Origin of the sequence: Citrobacter braakii, from assembly GCF_002075345.1 — a bacterium.
Classification (GTDB): domain Bacteria; phylum Pseudomonadota; class Gammaproteobacteria; order Enterobacterales; family Enterobacteriaceae; genus Citrobacter; species Citrobacter braakii.
Genome location: NZ_NAEW01000002.1, coordinates 130,942 through 155,818, shown reverse-complemented (window position 1 = coordinate 155,818; position 24,877 = coordinate 130,942). Strand labels below are relative to the sequence as shown.

26 protein-coding genes, 2 tRNA genes and 3 pseudogenes are annotated in these 24,877 nt (G+C 47.4%); 18 read left to right on the top strand and 13 right to left on the bottom strand.

Annotation, left to right across the window (positions count from 1 at the left end; translation table 11 throughout):
• The first annotated feature begins 56 nt into the window (after nucleotides 1-56).
• Nucleotides 57-1,331, top strand: a complete 1,275-nt coding sequence (locus BZK42_RS05205) for an AAA family ATPase (protein WP_158083351.1) — start codon at nucleotides 57-59, stop codon at nucleotides 1,329-1,331.
• Complete coding sequence (locus BZK42_RS05200; RefSeq protein ID WP_080858854.1) at nucleotides 1,328-1,861, top strand: hypothetical protein; 534 nt, start codon at nucleotides 1,328-1,330, stop codon at nucleotides 1,859-1,861. The genes BZK42_RS05205 and BZK42_RS05200 overlap by 4 nt, the downstream gene beginning before the upstream one ends.
• A 7-nt stretch (nucleotides 1,862-1,868) precedes the next feature.
• On the opposite strand, the gene BZK42_RS05195 is transcribed toward BZK42_RS05200, so the two are convergent.
• From BZK42_RS05195 to BZK42_RS05165, 6 genes are all read right to left on the bottom strand, one after another.
• A complete protein-coding gene (locus BZK42_RS05195) occupies nucleotides 1,869-2,888 on the bottom strand; it encodes a tyrosine-type recombinase/integrase (RefSeq protein ID WP_080858853.1) in 1,020 nt (339 codons plus the stop codon).
• Nucleotides 2,863-3,105 (bottom strand): DUF4224 domain-containing protein, encoded by a 243-nt coding sequence (locus tag BZK42_RS05190; RefSeq protein ID WP_071667664.1) that lies wholly within the window; start codon nucleotides 3,103-3,105, stop codon nucleotides 2,863-2,865. Before BZK42_RS05190 ends, BZK42_RS05195 begins: the two co-directional genes overlap by 26 nt.
• Nucleotides 3,106-3,175: 70 nt before the next feature.
• Nucleotides 3,176-5,647 carry a 3'-5' exonuclease gene (locus tag BZK42_RS05185; protein ID WP_080858852.1) on the bottom strand — a complete coding sequence of 824 codons (2,472 nt, stop codon included), beginning with the start codon at nucleotides 5,645-5,647 and terminating at the stop codon, nucleotides 3,176-3,178.
• A 141-nt stretch (nucleotides 5,648-5,788) separates the two neighbouring features.
• On the bottom strand, nucleotides 5,789-6,115 hold the full coding sequence (locus BZK42_RS05180; RefSeq protein ID WP_032944471.1) for an RrF2 family transcriptional regulator: 327 nt from the start codon (nucleotides 6,113-6,115) through the stop codon (nucleotides 5,789-5,791).
• A gap of 11 nt (nucleotides 6,116-6,126) precedes the next feature.
• On the bottom strand, nucleotides 6,127-6,465 hold the full coding sequence (locus BZK42_RS05175) for a hypothetical protein (RefSeq protein ID WP_143329691.1): 339 nt from the start codon (nucleotides 6,463-6,465) through the stop codon (nucleotides 6,127-6,129).
• Between the two features lie 595 nt (nucleotides 6,466-7,060).
• Nucleotides 7,061-7,441, bottom strand: a complete 381-nt coding sequence (locus tag BZK42_RS05165; protein WP_049270562.1) for a helix-turn-helix domain-containing protein — start codon at nucleotides 7,439-7,441, stop codon at nucleotides 7,061-7,063.
• A 105-nt stretch (nucleotides 7,442-7,546) separates the two neighbouring features.
• Between BZK42_RS05165 and BZK42_RS05160 the strand changes: the two genes are divergently transcribed.
• The 8 genes and pseudogenes from BZK42_RS05160 to BZK42_RS05130 all read left to right on the top strand — a co-directional run bounded on the left by BZK42_RS05160 (nucleotide 7,547) and on the right by BZK42_RS05130 (nucleotide 14,328).
• Nucleotides 7,547-8,257 (top strand): phage minor tail protein L, encoded by a 711-nt coding sequence (locus BZK42_RS05160; protein WP_080858849.1) that lies wholly within the window; start codon nucleotides 7,547-7,549, stop codon nucleotides 8,255-8,257.
• A gap of 1 nt (nucleotide 8,258) precedes the next feature.
• A complete protein-coding gene (locus BZK42_RS05155; RefSeq protein ID WP_080858848.1) occupies nucleotides 8,259-8,969 on the top strand; it encodes a C40 family peptidase in 711 nt (236 codons plus the stop codon).
• A 31-nt stretch (nucleotides 8,970-9,000) separates the two neighbouring features.
• The gene (locus BZK42_RS05150) at nucleotides 9,001-9,336 is read left to right on the top strand and encodes a hypothetical protein (RefSeq protein ID WP_032938687.1); all 336 of its coding nucleotides are present in this window, start codon (nucleotides 9,001-9,003) and stop codon (nucleotides 9,334-9,336) included.
• A 52-nt stretch (nucleotides 9,337-9,388) separates the two neighbouring features.
• The gene (locus BZK42_RS05145; RefSeq protein ID WP_044712030.1) at nucleotides 9,389-9,991 is read left to right on the top strand and encodes a tail assembly protein; all 603 of its coding nucleotides are present in this window, start codon (nucleotides 9,389-9,391) and stop codon (nucleotides 9,989-9,991) included.
• Between the two features lie 54 nt (nucleotides 9,992-10,045).
• Complete coding sequence (locus BZK42_RS05140) at nucleotides 10,046-10,762, top strand: YnfC family lipoprotein (protein ID WP_044712033.1); 717 nt, start codon at nucleotides 10,046-10,048, stop codon at nucleotides 10,760-10,762.
• A gap of 51 nt (nucleotides 10,763-10,813) precedes the next feature.
• Nucleotides 10,814-12,862, top strand: a pseudogene (locus BZK42_RS05135) (TipJ family phage tail tip protein); the annotation flags it as partial.
• A gap of 29 nt (nucleotides 12,863-12,891) precedes the next feature.
• Entirely contained in the window at nucleotides 12,892-13,017 is a 126-nt protein-coding gene (locus BZK42_RS29640) for a hypothetical protein (protein ID WP_254170321.1), read from the top strand.
• Nucleotides 13,018-13,026: 9 nt separating this feature from the next.
• Nucleotides 13,027-14,328 carry a phage tail fiber protein gene (locus BZK42_RS05130; protein ID WP_080858847.1) on the top strand — a complete coding sequence of 434 codons (1,302 nt, stop codon included), beginning with the start codon at nucleotides 13,027-13,029 and terminating at the stop codon, nucleotides 14,326-14,328.
• A 133-nt stretch (nucleotides 14,329-14,461) separates the two neighbouring features.
• Here the strand turns inward: BZK42_RS05130 and BZK42_RS05125 are convergent, their stop codons facing one another.
• Both BZK42_RS05125 and BZK42_RS28220 read right to left on the bottom strand, forming a co-directional pair.
• Nucleotides 14,462-14,704 (bottom strand): DinI family protein, encoded by a 243-nt coding sequence (locus BZK42_RS05125; protein WP_038642073.1) that lies wholly within the window; start codon nucleotides 14,702-14,704, stop codon nucleotides 14,462-14,464.
• A gap of 96 nt (nucleotides 14,705-14,800) precedes the next feature.
• Nucleotides 14,801-14,878, bottom strand: a pseudogene (locus BZK42_RS28220) (DinI family protein); the annotation flags it as partial.
• A 146-nt stretch (nucleotides 14,879-15,024) separates the two neighbouring features.
• On the opposite strand from BZK42_RS28220, the gene BZK42_RS05115 reads away from it, so the two are divergent.
• Nucleotides 15,025-15,414, top strand: a complete 390-nt coding sequence (locus BZK42_RS05115; RefSeq protein WP_080858846.1) for a HumD family translesion DNA polymerase — start codon at nucleotides 15,025-15,027, stop codon at nucleotides 15,412-15,414.
• 131 nt (nucleotides 15,415-15,545) lie between these two features.
• Here BZK42_RS05115 and BZK42_RS05110 read toward each other — a convergent pair.
• Nucleotides 15,546-15,627: transfer RNA gene (locus BZK42_RS05110), tRNA-Pro, on the bottom strand.
• 214 nt (nucleotides 15,628-15,841) lie between these two features.
• Between BZK42_RS05110 and BZK42_RS05105 the strand changes: the two genes are divergently transcribed.
• Nucleotides 15,842-16,600, top strand: a complete 759-nt coding sequence (locus tag BZK42_RS05105) for a hypothetical protein (RefSeq protein WP_008322424.1) — start codon at nucleotides 15,842-15,844, stop codon at nucleotides 16,598-16,600.
• Nucleotides 16,601-16,883: 283 nt separating this feature from the next.
• On the opposite strand, the pseudogene BZK42_RS05100 reads toward BZK42_RS05105, so the two are convergent.
• A pseudogene (locus BZK42_RS05100) lies at nucleotides 16,884-17,556 on the bottom strand (SOS response-associated peptidase).
• Between the two features lie 108 nt (nucleotides 17,557-17,664).
• On the opposite strand from BZK42_RS05100, the gene BZK42_RS28725 reads away from it, so the two are divergent.
• Nucleotides 17,665-17,778 (top strand) — tRNA-OTHER (locus tag BZK42_RS28725).
• A gap of 162 nt (nucleotides 17,779-17,940) precedes the next feature.
• Here BZK42_RS28725 and BZK42_RS05095 read toward each other — a convergent pair.
• Complete coding sequence (locus BZK42_RS05095; protein WP_080858844.1) at nucleotides 17,941-19,002, bottom strand: porin; 1,062 nt, start codon at nucleotides 19,000-19,002, stop codon at nucleotides 17,941-17,943.
• A gap of 444 nt (nucleotides 19,003-19,446) precedes the next feature.
• On the opposite strand from BZK42_RS05095, the gene BZK42_RS05090 reads away from it, so the two are divergent.
• The 3 genes from BZK42_RS05090 (at nucleotide 19,447) to BZK42_RS05080 (ending at nucleotide 22,094) form a co-directional block, all read left to right on the top strand.
• A complete protein-coding gene (locus BZK42_RS05090) occupies nucleotides 19,447-20,139 on the top strand; it encodes a phosphohydrolase (protein ID WP_053389322.1) in 693 nt (230 codons plus the stop codon).
• A gap of 76 nt (nucleotides 20,140-20,215) precedes the next feature.
• On the top strand, nucleotides 20,216-21,646 hold the full coding sequence (locus tag BZK42_RS05085; protein WP_049282106.1) for a DNA cytosine methyltransferase: 1,431 nt from the start codon (nucleotides 20,216-20,218) through the stop codon (nucleotides 21,644-21,646).
• Complete coding sequence (locus BZK42_RS05080) at nucleotides 21,627-22,094, top strand: very short patch repair endonuclease (RefSeq protein ID WP_080858843.1); 468 nt, start codon at nucleotides 21,627-21,629, stop codon at nucleotides 22,092-22,094. Before BZK42_RS05085 ends, BZK42_RS05080 begins: the two co-directional genes overlap by 20 nt.
• Here the strand turns inward: BZK42_RS05080 and yedA are convergent.
• Nucleotides 22,086-23,006: a drug/metabolite exporter YedA gene (yedA, locus tag BZK42_RS05075; RefSeq protein ID WP_019077078.1), complete on the bottom strand. Its 921-nt coding sequence runs from the start codon at nucleotides 23,004-23,006 to the stop codon at nucleotides 22,086-22,088. The two genes, BZK42_RS05080 and yedA, sit on opposite strands and share 9 nt — an antisense overlap.
• A gap of 178 nt (nucleotides 23,007-23,184) precedes the next feature.
• Between yedA and BZK42_RS05070 the strand changes: the two genes are divergently transcribed.
• Together BZK42_RS05070 and BZK42_RS05065 are read left to right on the top strand one after the other, a co-directional pair.
• The gene (locus BZK42_RS05070) at nucleotides 23,185-24,096 is read left to right on the top strand and encodes a DUF808 domain-containing protein (protein ID WP_047357992.1); all 912 of its coding nucleotides are present in this window, start codon (nucleotides 23,185-23,187) and stop codon (nucleotides 24,094-24,096) included.
• Nucleotides 24,097-24,173: 77 nt separating this feature from the next.
• Nucleotides 24,174-24,356 carry a YodC family protein gene (locus BZK42_RS05065; RefSeq protein WP_047357993.1) on the top strand — a complete coding sequence of 61 codons (183 nt, stop codon included), beginning with the start codon at nucleotides 24,174-24,176 and terminating at the stop codon, nucleotides 24,354-24,356.
• 206 nt (nucleotides 24,357-24,562) lie between these two features.
• Here BZK42_RS05065 and yodD read toward each other — a convergent pair whose 3' ends face one another.
• Nucleotides 24,563-24,790: a YodD family peroxide/acid resistance protein gene (gene yodD / locus BZK42_RS05060; protein ID WP_003030417.1), complete on the bottom strand. Its 228-nt coding sequence runs from the start codon at nucleotides 24,788-24,790 to the stop codon at nucleotides 24,563-24,565.
• Between the last annotated feature and the right edge of the window lie 87 nt (nucleotides 24,791-24,877).

Here is a 24,877-nt window from a genome sequence, read left to right as displayed (position 1 = left end):
ACTATAAACTCAGTATGTGGTGCTTTTGAACGTTTTTTTGTATGAAAAGAGGGGTTATGGCTAACGCGATACTTTGGTATGAGATTAAGAATATCGGTAGCTTTGAAGATGAAGGAGGGTTCGTTGACCTTACTACTACAGCTAAGGATAAGAAAAAAGAACTGTGGGTAGATGTTGATGGCCACAAGGTCAATTTGATCACTGCTATCATGGGAGCGAATGCCTCTGGTAAAACGACTCTCATTAAACCTATGTCTTTTTTGAGCTGGTTTTTCTGGTCTATACCTGCAAAAGTTACAGAATATCTTTATTTGAACATAAACCGGCCTTTTGTTAATCCGGGAATGATTAAAGTTTGCTTTGTGTTAGAAGGGAAAGTATATACTTACGTTGTTATAGCATGTGATCATTTTATTATTAAAGAAGAATTATATGTAAAAAATGAAAATAATAAAAATATATATATTTTCAAAAGAGGCTTGAATAAAGAAAATTATAAAAACAATTTAAATAAGAAAGGTGATGAGCTTAGCCCCAAAGAAATAGAGGATTTTTTAAAGACAATCAAATACGATTATGTAGAAAAATCTGAGTTGTTCCCATTGGGTGGGCTTGAAGGTAAAAGAACACCATCTAACACCAGTATCATTTCTGCTGCAAGGCGTGTGGGTGTTCCGTTAGCTATGAGTATTGCTGAGCAAATGAGCAATACTACAAACGTAAATGCCATGGGTAGATATAGCTATGATTATGAGGATTTAGGAGCTACTGCCGAAGATTTATATGAAGATACTGTTACATTTAATAGTGTAAAAAGAATTTTACGAAAATGGGATCTTGGATTGGATGATATTATTATCGAGAAAGAGGAGAAAATTGATGTAAATGGTGAAAAAGAAACTTATTATCTTTTAAAAGGTGTTCATGCAAAGGAAGATGGTACAAAATTTGAACTGCCATTTGCATTTGAATCCGCAGGTACTCAAAGTGCCTTTGTTAGATTGAATAATATTATGAAGTGCTTAAAGAAAGGGACCGCATGCTTCATTGATGAACTTGGTGATGACCTGCATCCACATATGGTTAAGCCAATTTTAGAGTTATTCATAAGCAAAGAAACAAACCCGATGCATGCACAATTAATATTTACTTGTCATAAACCAGAGTTAATAAACTACTTGGGTAAATATCGGGTACTTATTACTGAAAAAAAGTACAACAAAAGTGAGTGCTACAGGCTTGATGATTTTCCATCCAGTGAAGCTCGGGTAGATGATAACATTGCAGCTAAATATTTGGCGGGTGCATTTGGTGGAGTACCAGATTTATGACCAAGCCCAAACGTGCAAAACGCGGTGTTGAACGAACGAAACTATTGATGTGTGAAGGAATAACTGACAAAAGATTTGCTGATTGTTTAAAGCGCCTTTTAACAACTAGGGCCGCAGGTTTTAGTGTCAGACTAGATGATGCTGGTGGTGGAGGGCCGAAATCTGCGATAATGGCAGCTATAAATCATGCTGGTGGTTTTGATAAAAGGGTTGTATTCATTGATTCAGATCTTGCAATACCCACTGACGCAGTAGCTGCGGCTAGGAATAGGGACATAAAAATCATTCAATCCTCACCATTATGTTTGGAGGGGTTTTTAATGAGGTTAATGGGCCATAATCAACAATTCATCAATTCGCAGGATGCGAAAGATTCGTTTCATAGGTTTTATAATTTGAGAAATGTTGTAACCCAAGAATGGTATGAAGAGTATATAACACTTCAACACATAAACTCTGTGATTAGTGACGATCGACATATTTGCCGAGAGGTACTAACTGACTTACGCGATGTATTCACTGTGTTTTAAAACTGCCCTAGTGGGCAGTTTTATCAACTGGGGCTAGATCTAATGTCGGCGATTTTTTTATTTTTCTATCATAAACTAACACTTGGCTTTCGGTTTTGTGTCCTGAAAATAATTGTTTGTCTCTACTTGAACCTTCATAATCTGATATCCCCTTGGCTTTGAGATCATGAAAAGTACACGGCAGTTTTCTATTTAGTTTTTTCCCTGCTGCTTTCCTTGCGGTTTCCCACAGATCGTTAAACCCACTTTTCGAATATTTAGTTTTTTTGCTGCTACAGATAACCGTTTCCCGCCCACCCAGAGTTTTTGCAAGTTCGATGGCGTTATGAAGCCGTTCAGTCCAGACTTTTATTTGTTTAGTCCCGGTCTTTCCCTGCTGGATAAAAATGCCTTCCTCGCTTACTTGCGACCATTTGAGAGAGAGAACATCCGAAACGCGAGCTGCACATAAGTAAGATATCTCCATGCCAACCCGGAGAGCTGGTGCCGCCTCTTCATAAATTGCCTGATATTCTTCGTCGGTCACGTATACGTCACGGGCTTTTAAAGAGAACTTGCGCACTCCTTTGCACGGATTTCCTTTCACGTACCCTCGTTCATATCCCCATGAGAAAACACGCGACATCCCGCCGAGTTCTTGGTTTGCCTGGTTAATACTGCGTTGGCCACGTTTATCCATATAGATCCTGACCATCTCAATTTTTATGTCATCTGCTCGCATATTCCCGAATACTGGGACCAGGTTTTTTTCATACGACCTGTAATCAGTCTGTGTCCGCGGAGCCAGTTCAGCAAAAGCTGGGCTGCTGGTGAATAACTTCCATAATTTAGAAAATGTCATTACGTCTGAACGCTTGGCTTTTTCTTCTTCATAACGCGCCCATAGCCGGGACATACTCGTCCCGGTAATAGGTGCAAGAGTTACGCTTTGTTTTGTTCCTTTTGGCTTCCACACATAGCTATAACGGTTTTTAGTTACGCGTGGTGGGAGGTGCTTGTCTTTAGGATCTTTTCTTGGTCTGCCCATTGATTGCGTCGTAATTTGGCTCAAGTGCAACATATTCATCGACCTTAGGTAATTCAGAAACTCCGGGATCAATACTTCTGCGCAATACAATTGGGCGGTTCCGCCCATCAGTGGTGAACGGTATTCCGTGACACCGCAGCTGTCGCTGCTGGTGGGTGTAGCGCTGATAGCCAGTAATTTCTGCAATTTCCTGAGGAGACAGTGTAAGTTCGTGCATAGCTCATCTCTCTGATGGCCTGCCTGTAAAAACATACCAGGCAGGATCCTTAAAATGTGAAATTAGAAAATCAGTTTGCGGTCAGGCGTTGCCAGATTGCAGAGACGTATTTGACCTGATGTCGGGCGTCAGAAAGCGCATTATGCATCTCGCCTTCAAACGGGATGTCGAAGCGTGGATTGATACCGACAGATTTACCCAGTTCGACCATGGTCCTTACGTCCCTGTCATTCCAGAACGGAACAGCGAAGGGAGTTTCTGTTAACGCGTACGCGCGGCGGAGAATGACGTTATCAAACGAGCAACCATTACCCCATAATTGAACAGTGTGGCTACCGTTAGCAGCATTTTCAGCAATAAAGTCAGCCAGAAGTTCAAGGGATTCACGCAGCCCCATAGCTTCATCAACAAGAATGGCAGAGCGGGCTTCAGGTGATTGTTTCAACCACCACTGAATTGTAGAGGCATCCGGTTTCATGCCAAACGACATCGATGATTCAAGGCTGACAACCCGATAAAACTCGGCACCAGTGTTACCAGTTGAAGGATCAAAAAATACAGCGCCGATAGAGACTATTGGGGCATCAGGACTGTTGCCCATGGTTTCCATATCAACCATCAGGTGAGTATAAAAAGCGTTCAGGGGATCCATATCAATATGGTGAACGGGTTCATTATTCAGGGAAGCTGACGCGTCACCAGTTGCATCAGCGCTTTTAACTGGCAAAACTGCTGTTTCGCTCTGAGACACTTCAGGATTAGCTTTGATTTCGTTGTTGTCAGTTTCTTCCATCTGCACATCACTGGTGGCTTCCTCTGTATAGGCATGATGTAATTTATCCTCGACGGCGCGCTGGCGTACCTGGTCTACGACAGAAAGCGCTGGCGCTTGCTGGTTCCCCATCAGGCCATCGATGGAGAACACTCCGTTGCCCATGTTGGCGATTTCTGGTTGTTCGACTCCTGCCTTCTGTTCAGCTGTGACTTTCTCGTTAATCTCGTTTTCCCAGCTTTTTTCTGGCACGTGACCGGCTGCCGCCAGGGTTTCTTCAGTTGGGTGCTGGTGGTCGGTTTCAGTCAGGTTCTTATTGATGTAACGGCTCAGCAGCTCTGGGAAATGGTGAGCGTTTTCTTCTGCACTGCGAATAAGCGCGAAAATAGCAGCACGGGAATAATCTAGGATGCCAGCACGTTTGCGCAGGGCGACGGACCACTCTTTGAACGGGCTTTCGTTTTTAGCAATGATCTCTTTTGCACGACGGAAAACGCCACCTGGGATATCGTAGATGTTGAAATCCATTGGAAGTGTGGCCAGCGCAATATCAATGTCCAGAGTGTCCAGCGTGTGGACAAGTTCCGGGTTGCGATCGGTCTTATTGCCTCCACCAGCGTTGGTTCCGGAATCAGTGCGCTGAATCTGCGACACACGATTGCCCTTACACCACTCTTTAACCAGCAATCCGCGGTCAATGTGTTCAGTACTGAACCAGGCCTTAAAGAACTGAATTACGGTAGACAGATCCACTCGTTTACCATCAACCGGGAAAATAGTTTTTAGCGCGCTGATAATTTTCCAGATATCGATCTCTGGCGCTTTCTTGAATGGTTCTACATTCTCGGCGGCAAGCAGCAGATTTTGCACGTAGCTGTTATCCACATCCAGCTCAAGTTCCTGAATGGTTTTCTTCTGTTCAGTATCAATATGGTAAGCATATTCATCAGAAATAAACTGAGCCAAAAGGCGCTGGCGTAGCGGGAGAGTCGCAACGGTAATGAGTTCTGGCGTTACAGGTGGAACGGTGGGCTCATCACCCACAATTCGTGCTTTCTTATCGTTAACCCACTCCTGCATGGTTTGAGTCCGCGCTTTCGGTTCCGCAATCCATTCGGTAATAAATTCCTCAAATGAAGCAATGGTATAGACCTGCTCACGGTCGAAGACTTCTTTTATTGCGTTTGCCAGCTTCCACTCGACATGAGCAGAAAGCTCTTTCGCCGCTGGCACATTTGCAACGGCCAGTAACAGGTTTTGTATATAGAGATCATTTTCGTCCAGTTCCATTTGCCCGATCTGGACGTGCCGCGCTTCACTGATTTCCTTCTCTTCACCGTCATTTAACAGGTGCGCAATCAGCCGCTGAGACAGGCGCAGGCGAGATATGGGGCGGAGCAATGCTGGCGCATCGCTGGTGGGTACATTGGCACTGGAGGTTTCAGGTTTTTGCTGGCTGGAAGCCTCCAGATTTTCATTATCCGGCTTCTGTTTCAGTTGCCACGTTTGCTGGTCTTCTGCCAGTTCGTAACGATCGCACCATGTGTCATCAAGTGTGCTTTCCTCAGGAAGATCGTCAACAACAAACCAGTTGGTGCGGACAGGTAATTGATAGTCGGCGCCACGACCGACGGCAATATCGTTATCTTCGAGAATATTGAGGATTTCGCGTTCTGCACGGGAATCTGATTTCGCAGAGAACCAGCAAAACAGGTTTTTTGCCTCAGTTGCTTTCGCTTTGGCTTTAATAAGATACGCATACGTTAACATTGCGTTCGGGCTCCATAGGATTGTAAGATACCCGGCAGCTGATGATCGCCGCCTAAGGTAGTGGTTATTGGTCAAAACTCGTTCCGGAAAGCTTTGGTCGGCTGACCGGGTACTTAACCCGCCTTGCGCGGGTTTTGTGCTTTATGGGGTAGGGGATTTTCCCTGCGCCAGCTGTGCGACGGGGACCCACTCCAGGGCATTCAGCACGGGTTCAAATGAATCAGGCGTGTGAGTAACGGCGCGAACAACGTCAGCCACGCTGGGGTTTGCTTTGCTAAGATGGTACCCGCCACCGGCGCCACGCTGACTGGTAACAATTTCACTGCTGCGCAGCTTCGAGAAAATCTGCTCGAGGTAAGACACAGACAGCTTTGATTCCTTGCTGATTGATGCGATGGAAACCGGACTGCCGTTGTAAATCCTGTTGAGGATGGCAACGGCCTGAACTGAAGCCACCACACGTTTCATTCCAAACTCCATCACGCATCCTTTGCCGGTTCGCGACCGTATCCAGGGTTATCGTTCAAGGCATCACTCAGAACCTGCATTGCCTCATTGTGTGGGAGAGTCAGAGAAAGTTTGATCGCCGTTCCAAGAGCTTCAGCCGCACATTCAAACTTACGAGCGAGCCTGGCTGTTTCATCAACTTGTTCACCCATCGCTTCCATTTCAAAGTTGTGCTCAGTCCAGACTTCATCCATCACATCGCTTTCAACTTCTTCACGTAATGCTTCTTTTACTTCCAGAACAGGCAAAACCCCGATTAATGCCTCTGCTGGTGCGCTGCTGAAGCGCAATGCCAGATCATTAGCTGACATAAAAACCTCCGGAAAAAAGCCCGCCACGGGACGGGCAAATAACACTTTTCCAATTTAACCAGAACAGGTCTTCGTCTCCTGTTTGGTTACGATGGTGGTATTACCATCACAATGCCCTGTGCACCGGGCATGAGGCTGGCAACAGCCATTGGTCAAACTCGTTATGAACGAACTGCAGTCTGTTGGTCGGCAGACGGGTCACCCTTCTGGGCGAGTATGTAGCAAATCAGTCGAATGATTACTTCAATGCGATTTAGATGTACGGCCTGACACCGCACTGGTTTACGTGCGAAATCGATCATGGATTTATCCTTTTGTGTTGCCCTTGTCGCCAGGCTGGCGGAACGTTGAACCTGCTGCGTGTTAATGCCTGTCATCTCATCCGGTGATTCGTATGCCGCCGGCAGCTACTTCGTGGGCGTCCTGCCTTGATGACGTTTTGCAAACTGTGTTTATATTTAAACTCTAAATGTGTTTAAAAGTCAACACGACATGTGTTTAAAGCTGTGTGGATGAAAACGATATGGGAAAAGGGAAGGAAATAGGCATAAAAAAACCAGCCAAATAGGCTGGTTAGGTAGCTTAAAATTGTTGCTTAGTCGTCAGTTGGCTTGAATCGTCCTCGAAGGTACTTCTCGACATATTCATCAATTTCTTTCAGTCGCAATTGAAAGGTATCGATCATTTTGTCTTGTTCAGACTCCGGCAACTGGTCAAAAAGGGTGATTAACTTACGGTGTTTAGGCGTTAACCATGATTCGGCGTGATCATCACCAAACATTAGCTCTGCCGGACTAATACCGAGAGCTTTCGATATTGTTATAGCGTCGTCAACGCCAACATTGCGGCGACCTGCTTCATAGTTCCCGATGCGCGACTGAGCCCACCCACATAACTCTGCGAGTTTAGATTGCGACATATTTTTCTGTTCGCGTAACTGCTTCAGTCTGGCGGCAATTGCAGTGTTTATATTCATTACTGATTTTTACCACGTTACGTGTTATCGCTCAAAGAACGTTTCGTCTTGACTATCTAACACATTTTGTGTTTAATTCAGCTAAACACTATATGTGAGGACAAGATGAACAACATCGCCAAAGAACGGCAAGCGCTCGGTTTAACTCAAGAGCAATTAGCCAAATTATTCGGGTGGCGTCAGTCAAGACTCTCAAATTATGAGAACGGGACACGCCAGCCTGGACTACCGGCGAAATCGATCTGGTGGCAGGGGCAGGAATATAAAGCCTGGCCCTGCCAGATCGAGGGTATTGAGACAGCGACCGACGGGACCAACGCGCAGCCAACGCTCTCGGTCGCTAACCTGGACAGTTCCATTACGGCGCTGTGTCTTGCTTATGATGACCTGCTGCAGGCAAAGGTCACGATTCATGACACGCTGGCGCAGTATCTGGATGCGAAAAACTATCCGGAGGGCAACCCGTCAGCGGATCCGCAGCAGGAAAAGCTGAAGGTGTTTTACATTGACGCCAAGAGCACTGAAACCAACGAGGTGGTGGCGTTTACGTTGTCCAGTCCGATGGATCTGCAGGGGCTGATGATTCCGACGCGCCAGCTACATTCGCTTTGTACCTGGTGTATCCGTAACAAATACCGCTCCGGTGATGGATGCGACTATGCCGGGACGCGCTATTTCGACAAGCACAACAACCCTGTCAACGATCCGTCACTCGATGAATGTCCCGGTACGCTCACTGCGTGCAAGTTGAGACATGGCGAGGGGAACGAGTTGCCGTTTGGTGGTTTCCCTGGCACATCCCTGATCAGGAGCTGATATGCGTCAGAAAATTATCGATGCCATTATGGCGCATGCTGCTGCTGAATATCCGCGCGAATGCTGCGGCGTGGTGGTGCAAAAAAGCAGGGTGCAGCGGTACATTCCCTGCCGTAATCTGGCAACCGATCCGACAGAGCATTTCCACCTGTCGCCGGAGGATTATGCCGCTGCCGAAGACTGGGGTACGGTGATTGCCATTGTCCACAGCCACCCTGACGCAACGACACAGCCGAGCGAACTGGATAAGGCACAGTGTGACGCTACGTTACTTCCTTGGCATATCGCCAGCTGGCCGGAGGGGGATTTACGTACTATCCAGCCGCGTGGCGAGCTACCGCTACTGGAACGCCCGTTTGTGCTCGGTCACTTCGATTGCTGGGGTCTGGTGATGAGCTATTTCCGGCAGACGCATGGCATTGAGCTGAAGGATTACCGCGTGGATTATCCCTGGTGGGAGGACAGTTACCCCGAAAACTTCTACCAAGATTGCTGGTATGAATGCGGCTTCCGTGAATTCAGCGGCGCACCGCAGCCAGGTGATATGGTTATCATGCAGGTCCAGTCCAACAAGTGGAACCATGCCGGTATCCTGTTAGAAGGTAACATGCTACTGCATCACCTTTACGGGCATCTTAGCCAGCGCGTTCCTTATGGTGGCTACTGGCAGGAACGAACAATGAAGGTTCTACGGCATGAGGCTCTGTGTTAACCTTTTACAATATCAAAAAGGGGATAGGGACATGAAAAGAGCCATATTATTTATTTCTTTATTGGGTTTATTTGGTTGTAGTGCATCTTCCTTGCAGGAAGAATCTCCAATTTATTCAGGGCATTCATTAAAGAGTGCTTCACAAATTAATAAGTGCTTATCGCCTAAATGGCAGGACCTACATCCACAGGCAACAAGTATAGAAACCGAAGCTGGTTATAGAATATCAGCATCTGATGATTTATTTGGTGTTTTATCGATGGCTATAATAGAGGGGAACCCAAAGGGTGGGGCTGATGTGAAAGTCTATGCCGCAAGTAAAGGTATTGGTGATCCATGGGGTAAAGCTGCGCGTTCCTGTATTTAAGTCGATTCTAATCTTCAAAGCCACTTTATGTGGCTTTTTTATTGGAGTTAACATGCAAGAAGTAATGACCAGGATTGAACTTGGTGGGGTTTTAGGTAAATCATTTGGCCGCTCTCATAACAGATTAATAAGAACAACTGCCGAAGCCATTAACGCTTTATCAAAAACAATAAATGGATTTGAACAGTATTTAAATACCAGCAAAATGCGAGGGCTTACGTATGCAGTATTTAAAGGTAAAAAAAATCTTGGGAAAGATGATTTAGGTTTTCCCGTTACAGGTGAAGTGATACGAATCGTTCCTATCGTGATTGGGAGTAAAAAAGCAGGTTTACTTCAAACAATCTTAGGGGGCGTACTGGTGGTAATTGGTGCGTTGGGGGCAACAATAGGCCAGGCATGGGGTGGTGCCGCATGGGGGCCAGCTGCAATGAAAATTGGTGCGGCAATGGCGCTTGGCGGTGTTATACAAATGCTCTCACCGCAACCATCCGGCATAGCCAGCAAGCAAAGTGCAGATAACCGGGCTTCGTATGCGTTCGGAGGCGTAACTAATACAGCTGCGCAGGGGTATCCAGTTCCTCTTTTATACGGTCAGCGACGTATTGGTGGCGCTATCATATCGGCAGGTATTTACGTTGAAGATCAGCAATAACCATGTTGTAATTACGCTATAGGTAATAAGCCTAATATCAAGGTGATAGGGTATATGAAGAAATTATATGTTTTGTTACTCAGTACAGTTTTGATTTCTGGGATGAGTCACGCCGAAAATGGTTATATCCCTGTATTATATAATCTATCAACTATGTTCGATTTTAATCCTGTTAAAGGACCAGTGAAATCACTTAGTACTATAGTGGAGAGTAATGGCAAGGTTACTTATAAAGTATTATTAAAGCTAAATAAAAAAGGTTGTATTGAAAGCCTGAGCTTGGATAATATTTCAAATGGCTTTAAAACAGAACTTAATAATGATGGGGTAAATCTTGTAGGCAAGAGAGGTGAAAACCCGTACTTTGTTGGTCTAACGGAAGATTGTAATATTCTTTCTCAGAATGATAATGGTGAGAAAAATACATTCTCTCTCACAGCAAGTGGAATGATTAAAGATACTTATTATTTAGGCCAAAAAATAGCAACGCATTTTTATGATGATAATGATAATTTAATACGCTCTGAGTTTTATGGCTCAGATAAAATTTTGTCCAGTAATGAAGTTATTTATTTAGATAAAAATACTAAACCTCTTGACTACAAGATTATAAACGAAAGTAGCTATGCACAAGGATATACTGCTACAACAACTTGTAAATACAACGCGAAACTTGTTCCAGAGTTATGTAATCTGATAATACAGAATGCAGGGAATCCGCTTCCTAAACCGACAGTAATTACAGCACATACAAGCGTGGAATTTTATTAAATATCCACCTTCATATATACCGCCTACGGGCGGTTTTTTTATGGGCGCGAAATGGCTAAAGCAACCCTTATCAAAGGCCGCAAGGGCGGCAGTTCCAGTTCCCGAACCCCTACCGAACAGCCTGATGATCTGCAATCTGTAGCGAAGGCCAAAATCCTCCTTGCGCTTGGGGAAGGGGAGTTTGCAGGGCAATTAACCGGAAAAAATATCTACTTAGACGGCACGGCGTTGGAAAACTCCGACGGCTCCCAAAACTTTAGCGGCGTGACGTGGGAGTTTCGCGCGGGAACGCAGGCACAAAATTACATTCAGGGCATTCCCGGTACCGAAAACGAAATCAATGTTGGAACTGAAGTATCAAGCGCTATAGCCTGGACGCGCACCTTCACCAACACCCAACTATCAGCCGTTCGCCTGCGACTGAAATGGCCTTCACTGTTTAAGCAGGAGGACAGCGGCGATCTGGTAGGGTATTCCATCAATTATGCGATAGACCTGCAGACTGATGGTGGGACCTGGCAAACCGTTCTTAATACCAGCGCAACCGGCAAAACGACGTCTGGTTATGAGCGCAGCCACCGTATTGATTTACCGCAGACTGGCAGCACCTGGACAATCCGACTGCGTAAGATAACCACTGATGCAAACAGCGCGAAGATCGGCGACACGATGACGCTGCAGAGTTTTACCGAGGTGATTGACGCCAAGCTGCGCTACCCGAATACCGCGCTGCTGTACATCGAATTCGACTCGAGTCAGTTTAACGGTTCAATACCGCAGATCTCATGTGAGCCTCGCGGGCGCGTGATCCGTGTTCCTGATAATTACGACCCTGAAACGAGGGCTTACAGCGGTACATGGCAGGGCGCGTTTAAGTGGGCCTGGACTGATAACCCGGCGTGGATATTTTACGATCTGGTGATTACCGATCGCTTTGGTCTGGGTAATCGCCTGACTGCAGCCAACATCGATAAATGGACGTTGTACCAGGTATCGCAGTATTGCGATCAGCCGGTACCGGATGGAAAGGGTGGAAGCGGGACAGAGCCACGCTATACCTGTAACGTCTATGTTCAGGACAGGAATGACGCTTACACTGTGCTGCGTGACTTTGCGGCTATATTCCGGGGTATGACGTACTGGGGCGGTGATCAGATTGTTGCGCTTGCCGATATGCCGAGAGATGTGGATTACGTTTACACCCGCGCTAACGTTATCGACGGACGCTTTACCTATTCCAGCAGCACGACAAAAACGCGGTATACCATCGCGCTGGTTTCCTGGTCTGATCCGGGTAACGCCTATGCGGATGCGATGGAGCCGGTATTTGAGCAGCCTCTGGTGGCCCGGTACGGATTTAATCAGCTGGAAATGACAGCCATCGGCTGTACCAGGCAGTCAGAAGCTAACCGAAAGGGGCGCTGGGGTATTCTCACCAACAACAAGGATCGCGTTGTTTCGTTTGATGTTGGCCTGGACGGAAACATTCCGCAGCCGGGATACATCATCGCCGTGTCAGACGAGCTTCTGTCCGGCAAAGTTATGGGCGGCCGCATCAGTGCTGTTAACGGTCGCGTGATTAAACTTGACCGCGTAGCTGATGCAGCAGCAGGCGATCGCCTTATTCTCAATCTTCCCTCCGGTGCGTCACAGAGCAGGACTATTCAGGCGGTTAACGGGGAATCAGTCACAGTCACCACGGCATACAGTGAGACGCCACATGCCGAAGCTGTATGGGTGGTTGAGTCAGATGAACTCTACGCCCAGCAGTATCGTGTTGTCAGTGTCTCCGATAACAATGATGGTACCTTCTCGATTACCGGCGCATGGCACGACCCGGATAAATATGCCCGTATCGATACCGGAGCCATCATTGACCAGCGGCCGGTGAGTGTGATCCCGCCGGGTAACCAGTCGCCGCCTGCTAACATTGTGATCAGCTCGTTTTCAGTGGTACAGCAGAATATCAGCGTCGAAACCATGCGTGTGAGCTGGGACCAGGCGCAGAATGCCATCGCCTACGAGGCACAGTGGCGCCGCAATGATGGTAACTGGGTAAACGTGCCGCGCAGCTCCACCAACTCATTTGATGTATCGGGTACGGGAACCTTCGCATAAAAGGTGTTGTGATGTCTGGCGGTAGCGTCCGGTCTGCATATAACAGGGTTTTTGGCAATTACTACAGTAACGGGTGGGATATGACCAGGAACAGGAATATCACCATGCCCATTCTTATACTTCCGAACATGTATTGAGGAAAACGTATGTCAGCAGGAACCTTAACCCTGACGAATAACTCTGCTGCTGTAGCCGGCAGCGGAACCGCATTCACTACAGAGCTGGCGGCCGGTGATTTTATTGTCGTTACGGTCGGTGGTATTCCATACACCCTCCCGGTTAAGACTATCAACAGCAACACATCACTGACGCTGGTGAGTAATTTCACCGGGCCAACGCAGTCTGGTTCGGCGTGGTCTGCTGTTCCGCGCGTGGCGCTGAACATGGTTACTGCCGCACTGGTAGCTCAGAGTGCGGAAGCCCTGCGCGGGCTGAACTATGACAAGCAGAACTGGCAAAGTATTTTCAGCGGCACAGGGAATGTCACAGTCAAACTGCCTGATGGTTCAACCTGGACAGGACCAGCATGGAATGGAATAGCATCGACACTTTCTGGGAAAATGGATAAAAGCCAGAATCTGAATGATGTTAATGATAAGGCTAAATCTCGCCAAAACCTCGGGTTAGGAAGTTGCGCGACAAAAGATGCTGGGGAGGCGAACGGAAATGTAATGATTCGAGGGGACAGTTCCAGACAAACGACGACAGGTATTGCTGCGGCGTTCAGGCGAATGGGGTTAATCGGGTCTGGCTGGTTTCGCGATGATGGCTCTGCATTCGATGGTACGGGTGCAGGGATATACAGATACGGTCAGATATTTTTTTCCAAAGCATCAGATACCTATGCGGCACTCTGTGTTTCAACAACAGGCCTTGTCTCTGCTGTTGGTACTAATCAGACACAACTTGATGCAGGTAATGTGAGCATCAATCAACTTTACGGTACAGCAAACACAACCAAAGCTTCCGATGGTACTTTAAAAGCCTCATCGCCAATTGTTAAGCTGTATTCTGATGGGCGCGCGGAAACAAATGAGGAATCTCAGGGGATAACAGTAATACGACAGGAGGTTGGAGAATATCTTATTGAGGGCTGTATGGGGCTGAATTCTGATGCCGCCTGGGGGGGCATCGATGGTGGTTTTGATATTCCTAAAGACCGAAACAGACAGCCTTTGATATGGCTGGATTACAAGGTTAATCCGAATGGTTCAGTTCTGGTGAAAACCTATCATCGCACCCATCCTGCCGCCCCGGCTTTTGCACGCAATGAGCGGGACGGATTTTCCAACGGTGACCCGATAGACATTCCATCCGACCAGTATGTTTCAGTTCGTGTGGAGATGCCGTCTGACAGTCTCTGGAATCAGAGGCAAGAGGAAGCGAGGGAGGCAATGGAAAAAGCTGAAAGCGAGTGTGAGAAAAATCAGCAGGATACTCAGTCGTAAAATTATAGCTGCCGCAACCATGCCGTATGCAAGAGCATGATTGCGGCCGACTGGAGAACGTCCCATATTGCGAGTATTGAATGATTGCCAGTCACGGCGGATTGTACTTAAGCAATATGACGGTTCAAGGCGTTTAATCTGAAACCAGCCACATATCAGCCTCTTCAAACATTTCCTGAACAGTGCGACTTATCTGTTCTTTCTCATGCTTGCTCGCGTCAGTGTTGATCGCCGGTAGTGTCATCATCGGTTTAACCCGGACATCAGCATCCGGAAAAATCCGGTGAACCCTCTTACTCAATTCGCCCAGAATGATATCTTTCGCACCGGGCAGACCATCAAAATTCCTTTTGTCATAAACGAGTTCCACAAACATTGCTTATTACCTCTTTACTGTATGGATATACAGTATTTATACTGTGTTTTTATCCGGTATTCAAGAGAGGGCGTAATGATGCCACGACGCAGCGATATTGAAATAGCCTGGTATGCTTCGATACAGCAGGAACCAAATGGCCGGAAGACCGTCACCACACAGCGGTTTGTCCAGGAACTGAGCAAGGTTAACTGGAACTGGACAATGAAGCAGGCCAACGAATGGATCGAGTGGTATGTGACAACCTTCCGCGATGTATCAACGCAGGAAGGCGAGAACCGTACCTTTCAGCTGTTCAATCCAAACGGAGGACTGTAACCATGGGCTTCCCTTCACCTGCGGCAGATTATGTTGAAGCACGAATTTCCCTCGATCAGCAGCTAATCAGCCAGCCAGCAGCGACTTATTTCATGCGGGCATCGCGTTCACATTTCAGGGAAGGGATAATCCAGGGGGCGCTGCTTGTTGTTGATGCGTCACTTTCTCCTTGTGATGGCTCGCTGCTGATATGCGCGATAGACGGAGAATTCAGGATCAAGCGATATCGGACTCATCCTCAGCCCCACCTGGTTAATCTGGATAACGGGAGAAGGGAAGTGCTGCCAGCAGATGATGACGGTTACAGTTCTGCACCCGCTATATTCGGGGTGATCACGTACATCATTAATGATGCCAGGAACGCGGAGTTTGATGATTGTCCGGTGATGTGAATAGCTGAAATTTTACGGTGAAGTCGATGCATTGTGTCGGGGGTTTTTCCCCGATTATTCCCCGAAGCTTCCCCGTTCAGAAAACAGGCGTAAAAAAACCAGCCGTAACAGGCTGGTTCTTAGAGGATTTTTGGTCGGCACGAGAGGATTTGAACCTCCGACCCCCGACACCCCATGACGGTGCGCAACCATTTCAATGGCAGCTATGTGCCAGAAGCGGAAGTCGCTAATTTCGATCTGTGTTTATCACTAACTACATTACATATTGCACAATTCTGTCTACAGGTTGGTCATCACTTTAAATACCCATTGGTCGCGATTGGCCTCTGGAAAATTTTGTGTCTGTGCTTAACCGCTGGGATTGTCGTTTACACATCATAATCGAGAGGATAAAGTCATCCACAGCAAATTTATACTGGATGATACTGTGAAGATTGAAATTGATACACTTTCAAACTATCTGAAAGCAACTATTGAAAATCATGTTCATCATACGAAAGAAGAACCCAACTTAATGGGGATGATCCATGAGATGGACAGGATTTTTCATCAAGAGATATTCGCCAAGGAATATGACGCAAACGCTGCAACCATACTGCTGGCGATGAACTCATACATGATGCTCTCAAATGCAGTTCTTCAGGCATTATCTGGTCACCAAGTTGCAGTATTTCCGGTAGCTCGTGCTGCATTAGAGTCTGCCTGCTATGCTTATCTGACATCATCCGATAAGAAGATGAGTGAAATCTGGTTTAACAGAGGTAAGTCCAAAACTGCAACTGATAACTGCCGAAAGGCGTTTACTATCGGAGCGGTGGTAACCAAACTAAGTTTTATCTCACCAGATATGTCTGACTACCTGAAACAACTCTACGAATGGTCTATTGAGTATGGCGCACACCCAAACATTAAAGCCATATCTCACCACTTGCGTGACAGTGGTGAGGTTGATGAAAAGTTTCACGCCTTTTCACATATCGGCGTTTATGGCGAAAACAGTTATCAGGTCAACAGCGCCTTATTGATCTGTGTTCATGTTGGACAGGCTATTGCATTTCTGCTTTCTGCGTCAGCTAAAGACCATCCTTTTATTAATGAACGAAAGGATGTGTTTCAAAACTGGATGGATGAGAACAATCAAATCATGGATGAGATTTCAGCAGAGCTAGATAAAAATATGTCATAGCACCCGGATGGAACCCAACAAGACTTGTATTCGTGACCTTGTAGTGTTTCTGATGAGCTTAATCGAGACAAACACGCTGACCGAAAATGCATCTGAACGGCCTACTATTTTTATCACTGCCCACAATGAACACGCGCTTAGGTTTTCGTTTTAAATATTTATCAATGACCAGTTACCCGCTGATTAAGACACATCAATGTTAGTCATACATTCGCGGTTATTAGAACAATTGCGAATTTCCGGTCCTCACTCAAATCAGACGTTTATCCTGCCGCATCGTGCATTAGCGCATAGTTTGTATTAACTCTGGTCCTTGATTCTTAACATTCCCGACGGCACGCGTCACGGCGTGCCATATAAATTTATCAGCAGACACGGAACCGTAAGCTACAATCTCCTCTGCTTCTTTCCCTCCAACATTCTGTCTCATCCATTCGCGAGCAGCATCTGGTGACAGTACCAGTGGCCGCCTGTCGTGAATATCTACCAGTCCTTTGTCTGCAGCAGCCGTCACTATCAGAAATCCTTCTGCTTCATCTCCACGTTCGAATGGTGTGCTGCCGATCGCCGCCATGAATATCGGCTGGCCATCGGCCCGATGAATAAAGTAGGGCTGCTTTATGTCACCTTCCTTTTTCCACTCGAACCAGCCATCGGCAAAGCAAATTGCGCGACCATGTTCCCAGAGTGGTTTAAACATTCTGCTGGTGGCCGCAGTTTCAGAGCGTGCGTTAATTAGTGGTGGTTTATTCCACCACCCGGGGGCGTATCCCCAGATAACTGGATCAAGATGGAGTTTCTCGTCACGTTCGCTCAGAAGCAGAACTTTGGTGCCTGGCACGACGTTAAAACGTCCGATTGGTTCGGGGTCGTAAGGGATATCGCGTTCTGCTTCTTCAGCGAGCAGAGCTAGATAGTCTTCACGCGTCATTGACTGTAAAAAAGCGTCCACACATTTTCACCTCCAGGTTGTACTTGGAAGTATAGGTTTTAGCTCAGAAAGTGTTGGTATACTAAGTATGGATAAACGTGTAAATAGTTGAATTTTATGAAGTGAAAATATTGTGGATATACCAGCGAGAAAGGGTAAGCTATTGAAAATATTACCAATGAAATCGGTCTCGAAAACCGGAGTAGGGGCAACTCTACCGGGGGTTCAAATCCCCCTCTCTCCGCCACTATTCAAGCACTTGCACGCCTTGCTTTCAACGACAGTTCTCATGGATGTCTTTTTCTTTGAGTATCCTCACAAGTTTATCGTTGTAATGCCCGTGTGGTAAAAAATACGCTTCGTTGAACAAAAAAAAAGCCCGCAGTGCGGGCTTTTGAGTTTGTGGAGATTAGAACTGGTACACAATACCCATGGCAAACTGATCATCAACTGCGTTGCCAGTAATTGCGCCGTCTTCTTTATCCAGCAGGTTAAATTTATACGCTGTGTAGACGTTCATATTTTTATTGAAGTAGTACCAGGTGCCGAGTTCGACGTAATTCACGCGGTCAGCATTAACACCGCCGGCCAGGTCTTTACCCTGCGAGTAAACGTAACCCAGGGATGGACGCAGACCAAAGTCGAACTGATATTGAACGACTGCTTCAACGTTTTGCGTTTTGTTTGCAAAACCGCGATCGGTTCCGGTTCTGGTCATATTACGCGTTTCGCCATACATTGCTGCCGCATAAACGCTGTTAGCGTCATATTTTGCTGCCAGGGACCAGACTTCAGCGTTGCTGCCATAGCCATCAATGGATTGTTTGTCCGCACGGTCGGATTTACCATACACAGCGACGACACCAAAGCCATCCACGTTATAGTCCACCGACATGCTGTAGCCGTCGCCATTTGCTTTAGTGGCAGCGTGATCGTCATTTTTGCCCTGGTACTGCAGCGCGAAATCAAGACCCTCAACCATGCCGAAGAAGTCTGTGTTGCGGTAGGTCGCCACGCCGTTGGTACGACCGGTCATGAAATTATCCGTCGCAGCCCATGAATCGCCACCCCATTCAACCAGCATATCGGTGTAGGCTGCCGCATCGTAGGCTACGCCATAGTTACGACCGTAATCAAATGAGCCGTAATCCGCATATTTCAGGCCCGCGAAGGCCAGACGGGTTTTTTGCTCCTGAACTCCTTCTGCATTGCTGGCGTCGAGGTTGTGTTCAAACTGACCAAAACCTGTCAACTCGTTGCTGATCTGGGTTTCACCTTTCACCCCAAAACGGGCGTAAGAGGTGTCAGCATTTTCACTGTTACTGCTATCCGTATTCGACCAGATGCGTTCGCCTACCATCTTGCCGTAAAAATCAATTTTATTGCCGTTCTTATTATAAATTTCAGCCGCATTTGCTGCGCTTGCAGCGAATAAGGCAGGGAGAAGCAGTGCCAGTACTTTTCTTTTCATTATGTATTCCCTTTATATAATAATTAAAATGAATATGTAGCGCTATCTGAAAGACTACATTTGAATACTATCTATGAAGTTCATTTAATTTTAAATATAACATGTAACAAATGTATTTAAGATATTTCAAAATATTTCATTGCTGCTTTTATATAATTAAAATCGCATGTCTTTTGAATTAATATTATCTATATAAATGTATTTTTATCATATGGTTATGATTTTTGTTGTTCTATCTTGTTAAATGTATATTATTGGTATTTGTTATTTATTTTTGTGTGCGTAATTATAATTGATCTGTTTGTTATTGAATAATGGATTTATATATCCGTGATAGTGATAATTATTAAGGGGATAGTATGTATTGATGATAAAAAAGCGTCGACGGTAGTCTGACATGAGAATTGTTGCTAAGGTGGTTTTCTTTCTGCGAAGAGCGAGAGTATGGAACTACAGTACTGGCAGTCGAAATTTGAAGCCTGGTTACGTGACAATCATTCCGGGCACGACGCTGCCCATGACATCTTTCATTTTCGTCGCGTCTGGATGACGTCACAAAAGTTGAGCATGGATGTGACCGTAGACTGGCTGGTGGTGCTGACGGCGTGCTACTTCCACGATCTCGTCAGTTTGCCGAAGAATCATCCCGATCGTCATCGTTCGTCGGTACTGGCAGCCCAGGAAACGCGTCGCGTTTTGAAGCGTGATTTCCCTGATTTCCCACAACAACGATTACCTGCCGTGTGCCATGCTATTGAGGCGCACAGTTTCAGCGCCAAAATCGTACCAGAAACCCTTGAAGCCAAAATCGTGCAGGATGCTGACCGGCTTGAGGCGTTGGGCGCAATTGGTTTAGCTCGGGTATTTGCCGTGTCCGGCGCGTTAGGCGTGGCGCTGTTTGATGCGGAAGATCCGTTTGCCCGACAGCGTAGCCTTGATGATAAACAGTACGCACTCGATCACTTCCAGACCAAATTGTTGACGCTGCCGCTGACGATGCAAACTGAACACGGTCGGCATTTGGCGCAACATAATGCTGACTTCTTACTGACGTACATGGCGAAGCTGAGTGCGGAGTTAAAAGGAGAATATGAAATGCTGGATCTTGACGCGATTCAACCCTTTAAGCTGCGTTAGTCGCCAGTACAGCCGCAACGTCAACCGCGCTAATTTATGTTAACCTGTCAGCTATCCATTTCGGCCGGTTAAATGTATGCAGGATAATTTTTCAGTAGCAGGTTCCATGAACCCGATGACAGATGATAACGAGGCCGCCGCACAGGTGATTTTGGCTAAGTTGCTTGAAATATATGACGTGAAAACGCTGGTTGCTCATCTGAATGGTGTTGGCGAGAACCGCTGGAGTCCGGCCATCTTCAAGCGAGTGGTTGCCAATGAAACGTGGCATCGCCTCAGCGACGGTGAGTTGGCTCATCTGAACGACTTGCTGCCGAGGCCGCCTGCGCATCATCCACATTATGCTTTTCGCTTTATCGATCTTTTTGCCGGTATTGGCGGCATTCGTCGCGGCTTTGAGGCGATTGGCGGGCAGTGCGTGTTTACCAGTGAGTGGAACAAGCATGCGGTGCGCACCTACAAAGCGAATCACTACTGTGATCCTCACCAGCACCATTTTAATGAAGATATTCGCGATATCACCCTCAGTCATCATGATGGGGTGAGCGACCTGCAGGCGGCGGAACATATCCGCCAGCATGTTCCGCAGCATGACGTGCTGCTGGCGGGATTTCCTTGTCAGCCATTCTCTCTGGCCGGTGTATCAAAGAAAAACGCGTTAGGGCGGGCTCATGGCTTCGCCTGCGATACGCAAGGCACACTTTTTTTTGACGTGGTGCGCATCATTGATGCACGTCGGCCGGCAATATTTGTGCTCGAAAACGTCAAAAACCTGAAGAGTCACGATCAGGGGAAAACGTTCCGCATCATTATGCAAACGCTGGATGAGCTGGGTTATGACGTGGCTGATGCACACGATAACGGGCCGGACGATCCGAAAATTATCGATGGGCAACATTTTTTGCCCCAGCATCGCGAACGTATTGTGCTCGTCGGCTTTCGCCGCGATCTGAATCTGAAATCAGACTTCACGCTGCGCGATATTGTCTCCCGCTATCCTCAGCGGCGTACGACGCTGGCGGAACTACTTGAGCCGACCGTCGATGCCAAATATGTGCTCACGCCGGTGCTGTGGAAATATCTGTATCGTTATGCGAAAAAGCATCAGGCACGGGGCAATGGATTTGGCTATGGCATGGTGTATCCCGGCAATCCCGATTGCGTAACGCGCACATTATCGGCGCGTTACTATAAAGATGGGGCGGAGATCCTGATCGACCGCGGTTGGGATATGGCGCTGGGTGAAAAGGATTTTGATGATCCGCACAATCAGCGATACCGTCCGCGCAGGCTGACGCCCAGAGAGTGCGCGCGCCTGATGGGATTTGAATCACCTCAGGGCTATCAGTTCAGGATCCCGGTGTCAGACACACAGGCTTATCGTCAGTTTGGTAATTCGGTGGTCGTCCCGGCATTTGCGGCGGTAGCCAGACTGCTGGAGCCAAAAATCAAACAGGCGGTTGCTATTCGCGAGAAAGAGAAACTGCATGGCAGACGTTCACGATAAAGCGACGCGCAGTAAAAATATGCGGGCGATAGCAACCCGCGATACTGCAATTGAAAAACGCCTTGCCAGCGTACTGGTTGAGCAGGGGGTAACGTTTCGCGTGCAGGATGCGACGTTACCCGGTCGTCCCGATTTCGTGGTGGATGATTATCGTTGTGTGATTTTTACCCACGGCTGTTTCTGGCATCATCACAACTGCTATCTATTCAAAGTCCCCGCCACACGAACAGCGTTCTGGCTGGAAAAAATAGGCAAAAATGTTCAGCGTGACGCGCGGGATTGTGAAAAATTGCAGGCTTTGGGCTGGCGCGTACTGATTGTCTGGGAGTGCGCCCTGCGTGGGCGCGAAAAGCTGGGGGATGACGCGTTGTCCGAACGCGTCATAGAGTGGATCTGCGGCGGTGGCGACAGTGCGCAGATCGACACCCTCGGTATTCATTTACTGTAACGTCTTTTCCGACGGGGACGCAACGGCGTCCGCTTTAACGGGAAATAGGTATTTACCGAGTGTGACCAGTACCACCGCAAATACAATCACGCCAAGCGCCAGCCATTCGATGGGCGCCAGACTTTCTCCTCCCAGGCCGGTACCTAACAGTACGGCGACAACCGGATTAACGTAGGCATAGCTGGTGGCTAATGCCGGGCTGACGTTGCGGATCAAGTACATATACGCGTTGATGGCAATAATAGAACCAAACACGGCCAGATAGGCGACCGCCATAAAGCCTGAAAACGTCGGCATAGTGGTCAACTTTTCCCCGGAAATCAGCGAGGCGCACATCAGCACAATACCGGCGGCTAACATTTCAATGGCTCCGGCCATCATGCCAACGGGTAACGTTATGCGGGAGCCGTACACTGAGCCAAACGCCCAGCTTATCGAACCTATCAGGATTAAAATTGCTCCCCATGGATTACCACTCAAATTACCACCGCTGTTCAGCATGATGATCCCCGCGAGTCCAATTGCGATCCCCATCCATTCAAGTTTGCGTGTTTTGATGCCAAAAAAGTGGCTAAAACACAGCGTAAACAGCGGAACGGTGGCGACCACTACGGCGGCAATACCGGAAGGCACGTTTTGATGTTCTGCGACGGTGACCAGTCCGTTACCGACAGCCAGCAGCAGGATACCAATTAACGCGGCGTTCAGGAGCACGCGCAGAGGCGGCAGCTTATGTCCGCGGATAAGTAAGAATGCTGTTAATAAAATCCCCGCAGAGAGAAAACGAACGCCAGCCATCATCAACGGCGGCCAGCTTTCAACGCCAATGCGAATAACGAAGTACGTGGAACCCCAAATGATGTACAGCGCGAAAAGCGCACTGAAAAGCGGTAGCAATTGCCTGAAACGCATAATCCCTCACGGTGGAAATAAAAAGGTGCAACATAGTAAACGTCAAAACTATCTTGCTGGCGAGATTTATAATTACGTGCTGATGTTAAAAATTTGTTGACCAGAAAGGTCAGTTTCAGCATTGCGTGTTTTACTTCATACTTATGACTGCAAAAAAATAATATTGAGGGTAAAAATTTTGGCAGGAAGTAGCTTATTGACCTTACTCGATGATATCGCCACTTTGCTGGATGATATCTCTGTCATGGGAAAACTGGCCGCGAAAAAAACCGCGGGTGTGCTGGGCGATGATCTGTCGCTTAACGCGCAGCAGGTGTCGGGTGTGCGGGCGAACCGCGAACTCCCGGTGGTCTGGAGCGTCGCGAAAGGATCGTTTGTTAACAAAGTTATCCTTGTGCCGTTGGCGCTATTGATAAGCGCCTTCATTCCCTGGGCGATCACCCCCTTATTAATGGTAGGCGGGGCGTTCCTCTGTTTTGAAGGTGTAGAAAAAGTTCTCCATACCCTGGAAGCGCGTAAGCACAAAGAAACCCCGGAAGAGCGTCAGCAGCGTCTGACATCATTGGCAGCACAGGATCCGCTCACCTTTGAGAAAGATAAAATCAAAGGGGCGATACGTACCGACTTTATTTTATCTGCTGAGATTGTCGCGATTACGCTGGGGATCGTAGCGGATGCGCCATTGTTGAATCAGGTGTTGGTGTTATCTGGCATCGCGTTAGTGGTGACAGTGGGGGTCTACGGCCTGGTCGGGATTATCGTTAAGCTCGATGATATCGGATACTGGTTGGCAGAAAAGCGCAGTACGCTGGCCCAGTCGCTGGGTAAAGGATTGCTGGTTGTTGCCCCCTGGCTTATGAAAACACTTTCCGTGGTCGGCACGCTGGCGATGTTTTTGGTTGGCGGCGGAATTGTGGTGCACGGAATAACACCGCTGCATCATGCGATTGAACATTTTGCCCAACAGCAAAGTGCATTGATTACGCTGATGCTTCCGACCCTGCTGAATCTGGTGCTCGGTTTTATCATTGGCGCAATAGTGGTGCTGCTGGTGAAAGGCGTCGCCAGAGTGCGCGGAGTTTCGCACTAATTGTCGCAGGGTTGATTACGCAAAACCCTTCTTTGTCGTCTAAGGTGTAAAGGTTTCTCTTGATACAGGAGGCAGGTATGGTCTTTTCTGTCAGTGAGGAAGTCACCTCCAAAGAGGGTGGCCCACGCATGATCGTTACCGGGTATGCCAGCGGAATGGTGGAGTGTCGCTGGTACGACGGCTTTGGCGTCAAACGGGAAGCATTCCGTGAAGATGAACTGGTGCCGGGCGAGCGAAGAACGCTCTGCCAGGACGCCTGAACACCTGGGGTGCGCGTAACCGGGTGATCTTTCAATCATTAGTTATATTTATCATTTTAGTGAGAATTATTTACTTGTCAGGCAAAAAAATTGCAGATAAGGTTTGTTTCACATCAGATTTCCTGGTGTAACGAATTTTCAAGTGCTTCTTGCATAAGCAAGCTTGATCCCGACCCGATAAGGGCCGGGATTTTTTTCGCCCTCAGTCAGCGATTGATCTCCGACACGCTAAAATCATGGATATCAAGCTCGAACGCGTCGGCCAGTTCATGCCACGTGTGGTAATCACGTCCGTCGACGCTGACGCGTTCCGGGTCATCCTGACTGCGATGAATTTCACTCTCGCAGATTTCGTTGATTGCCTTCAGTAGCGCGTCCACATCGACGCTGACTTCACGTTTGGCCGTATCGCTGTACTCTTTCGCGGTTTTCATCCTCATACCTCTCAACCGTTAAGGATACCGGGGGAGCGCATCCAAACATCAGATACGCACAACTTAAGTATAGACCGTCGATAAAAC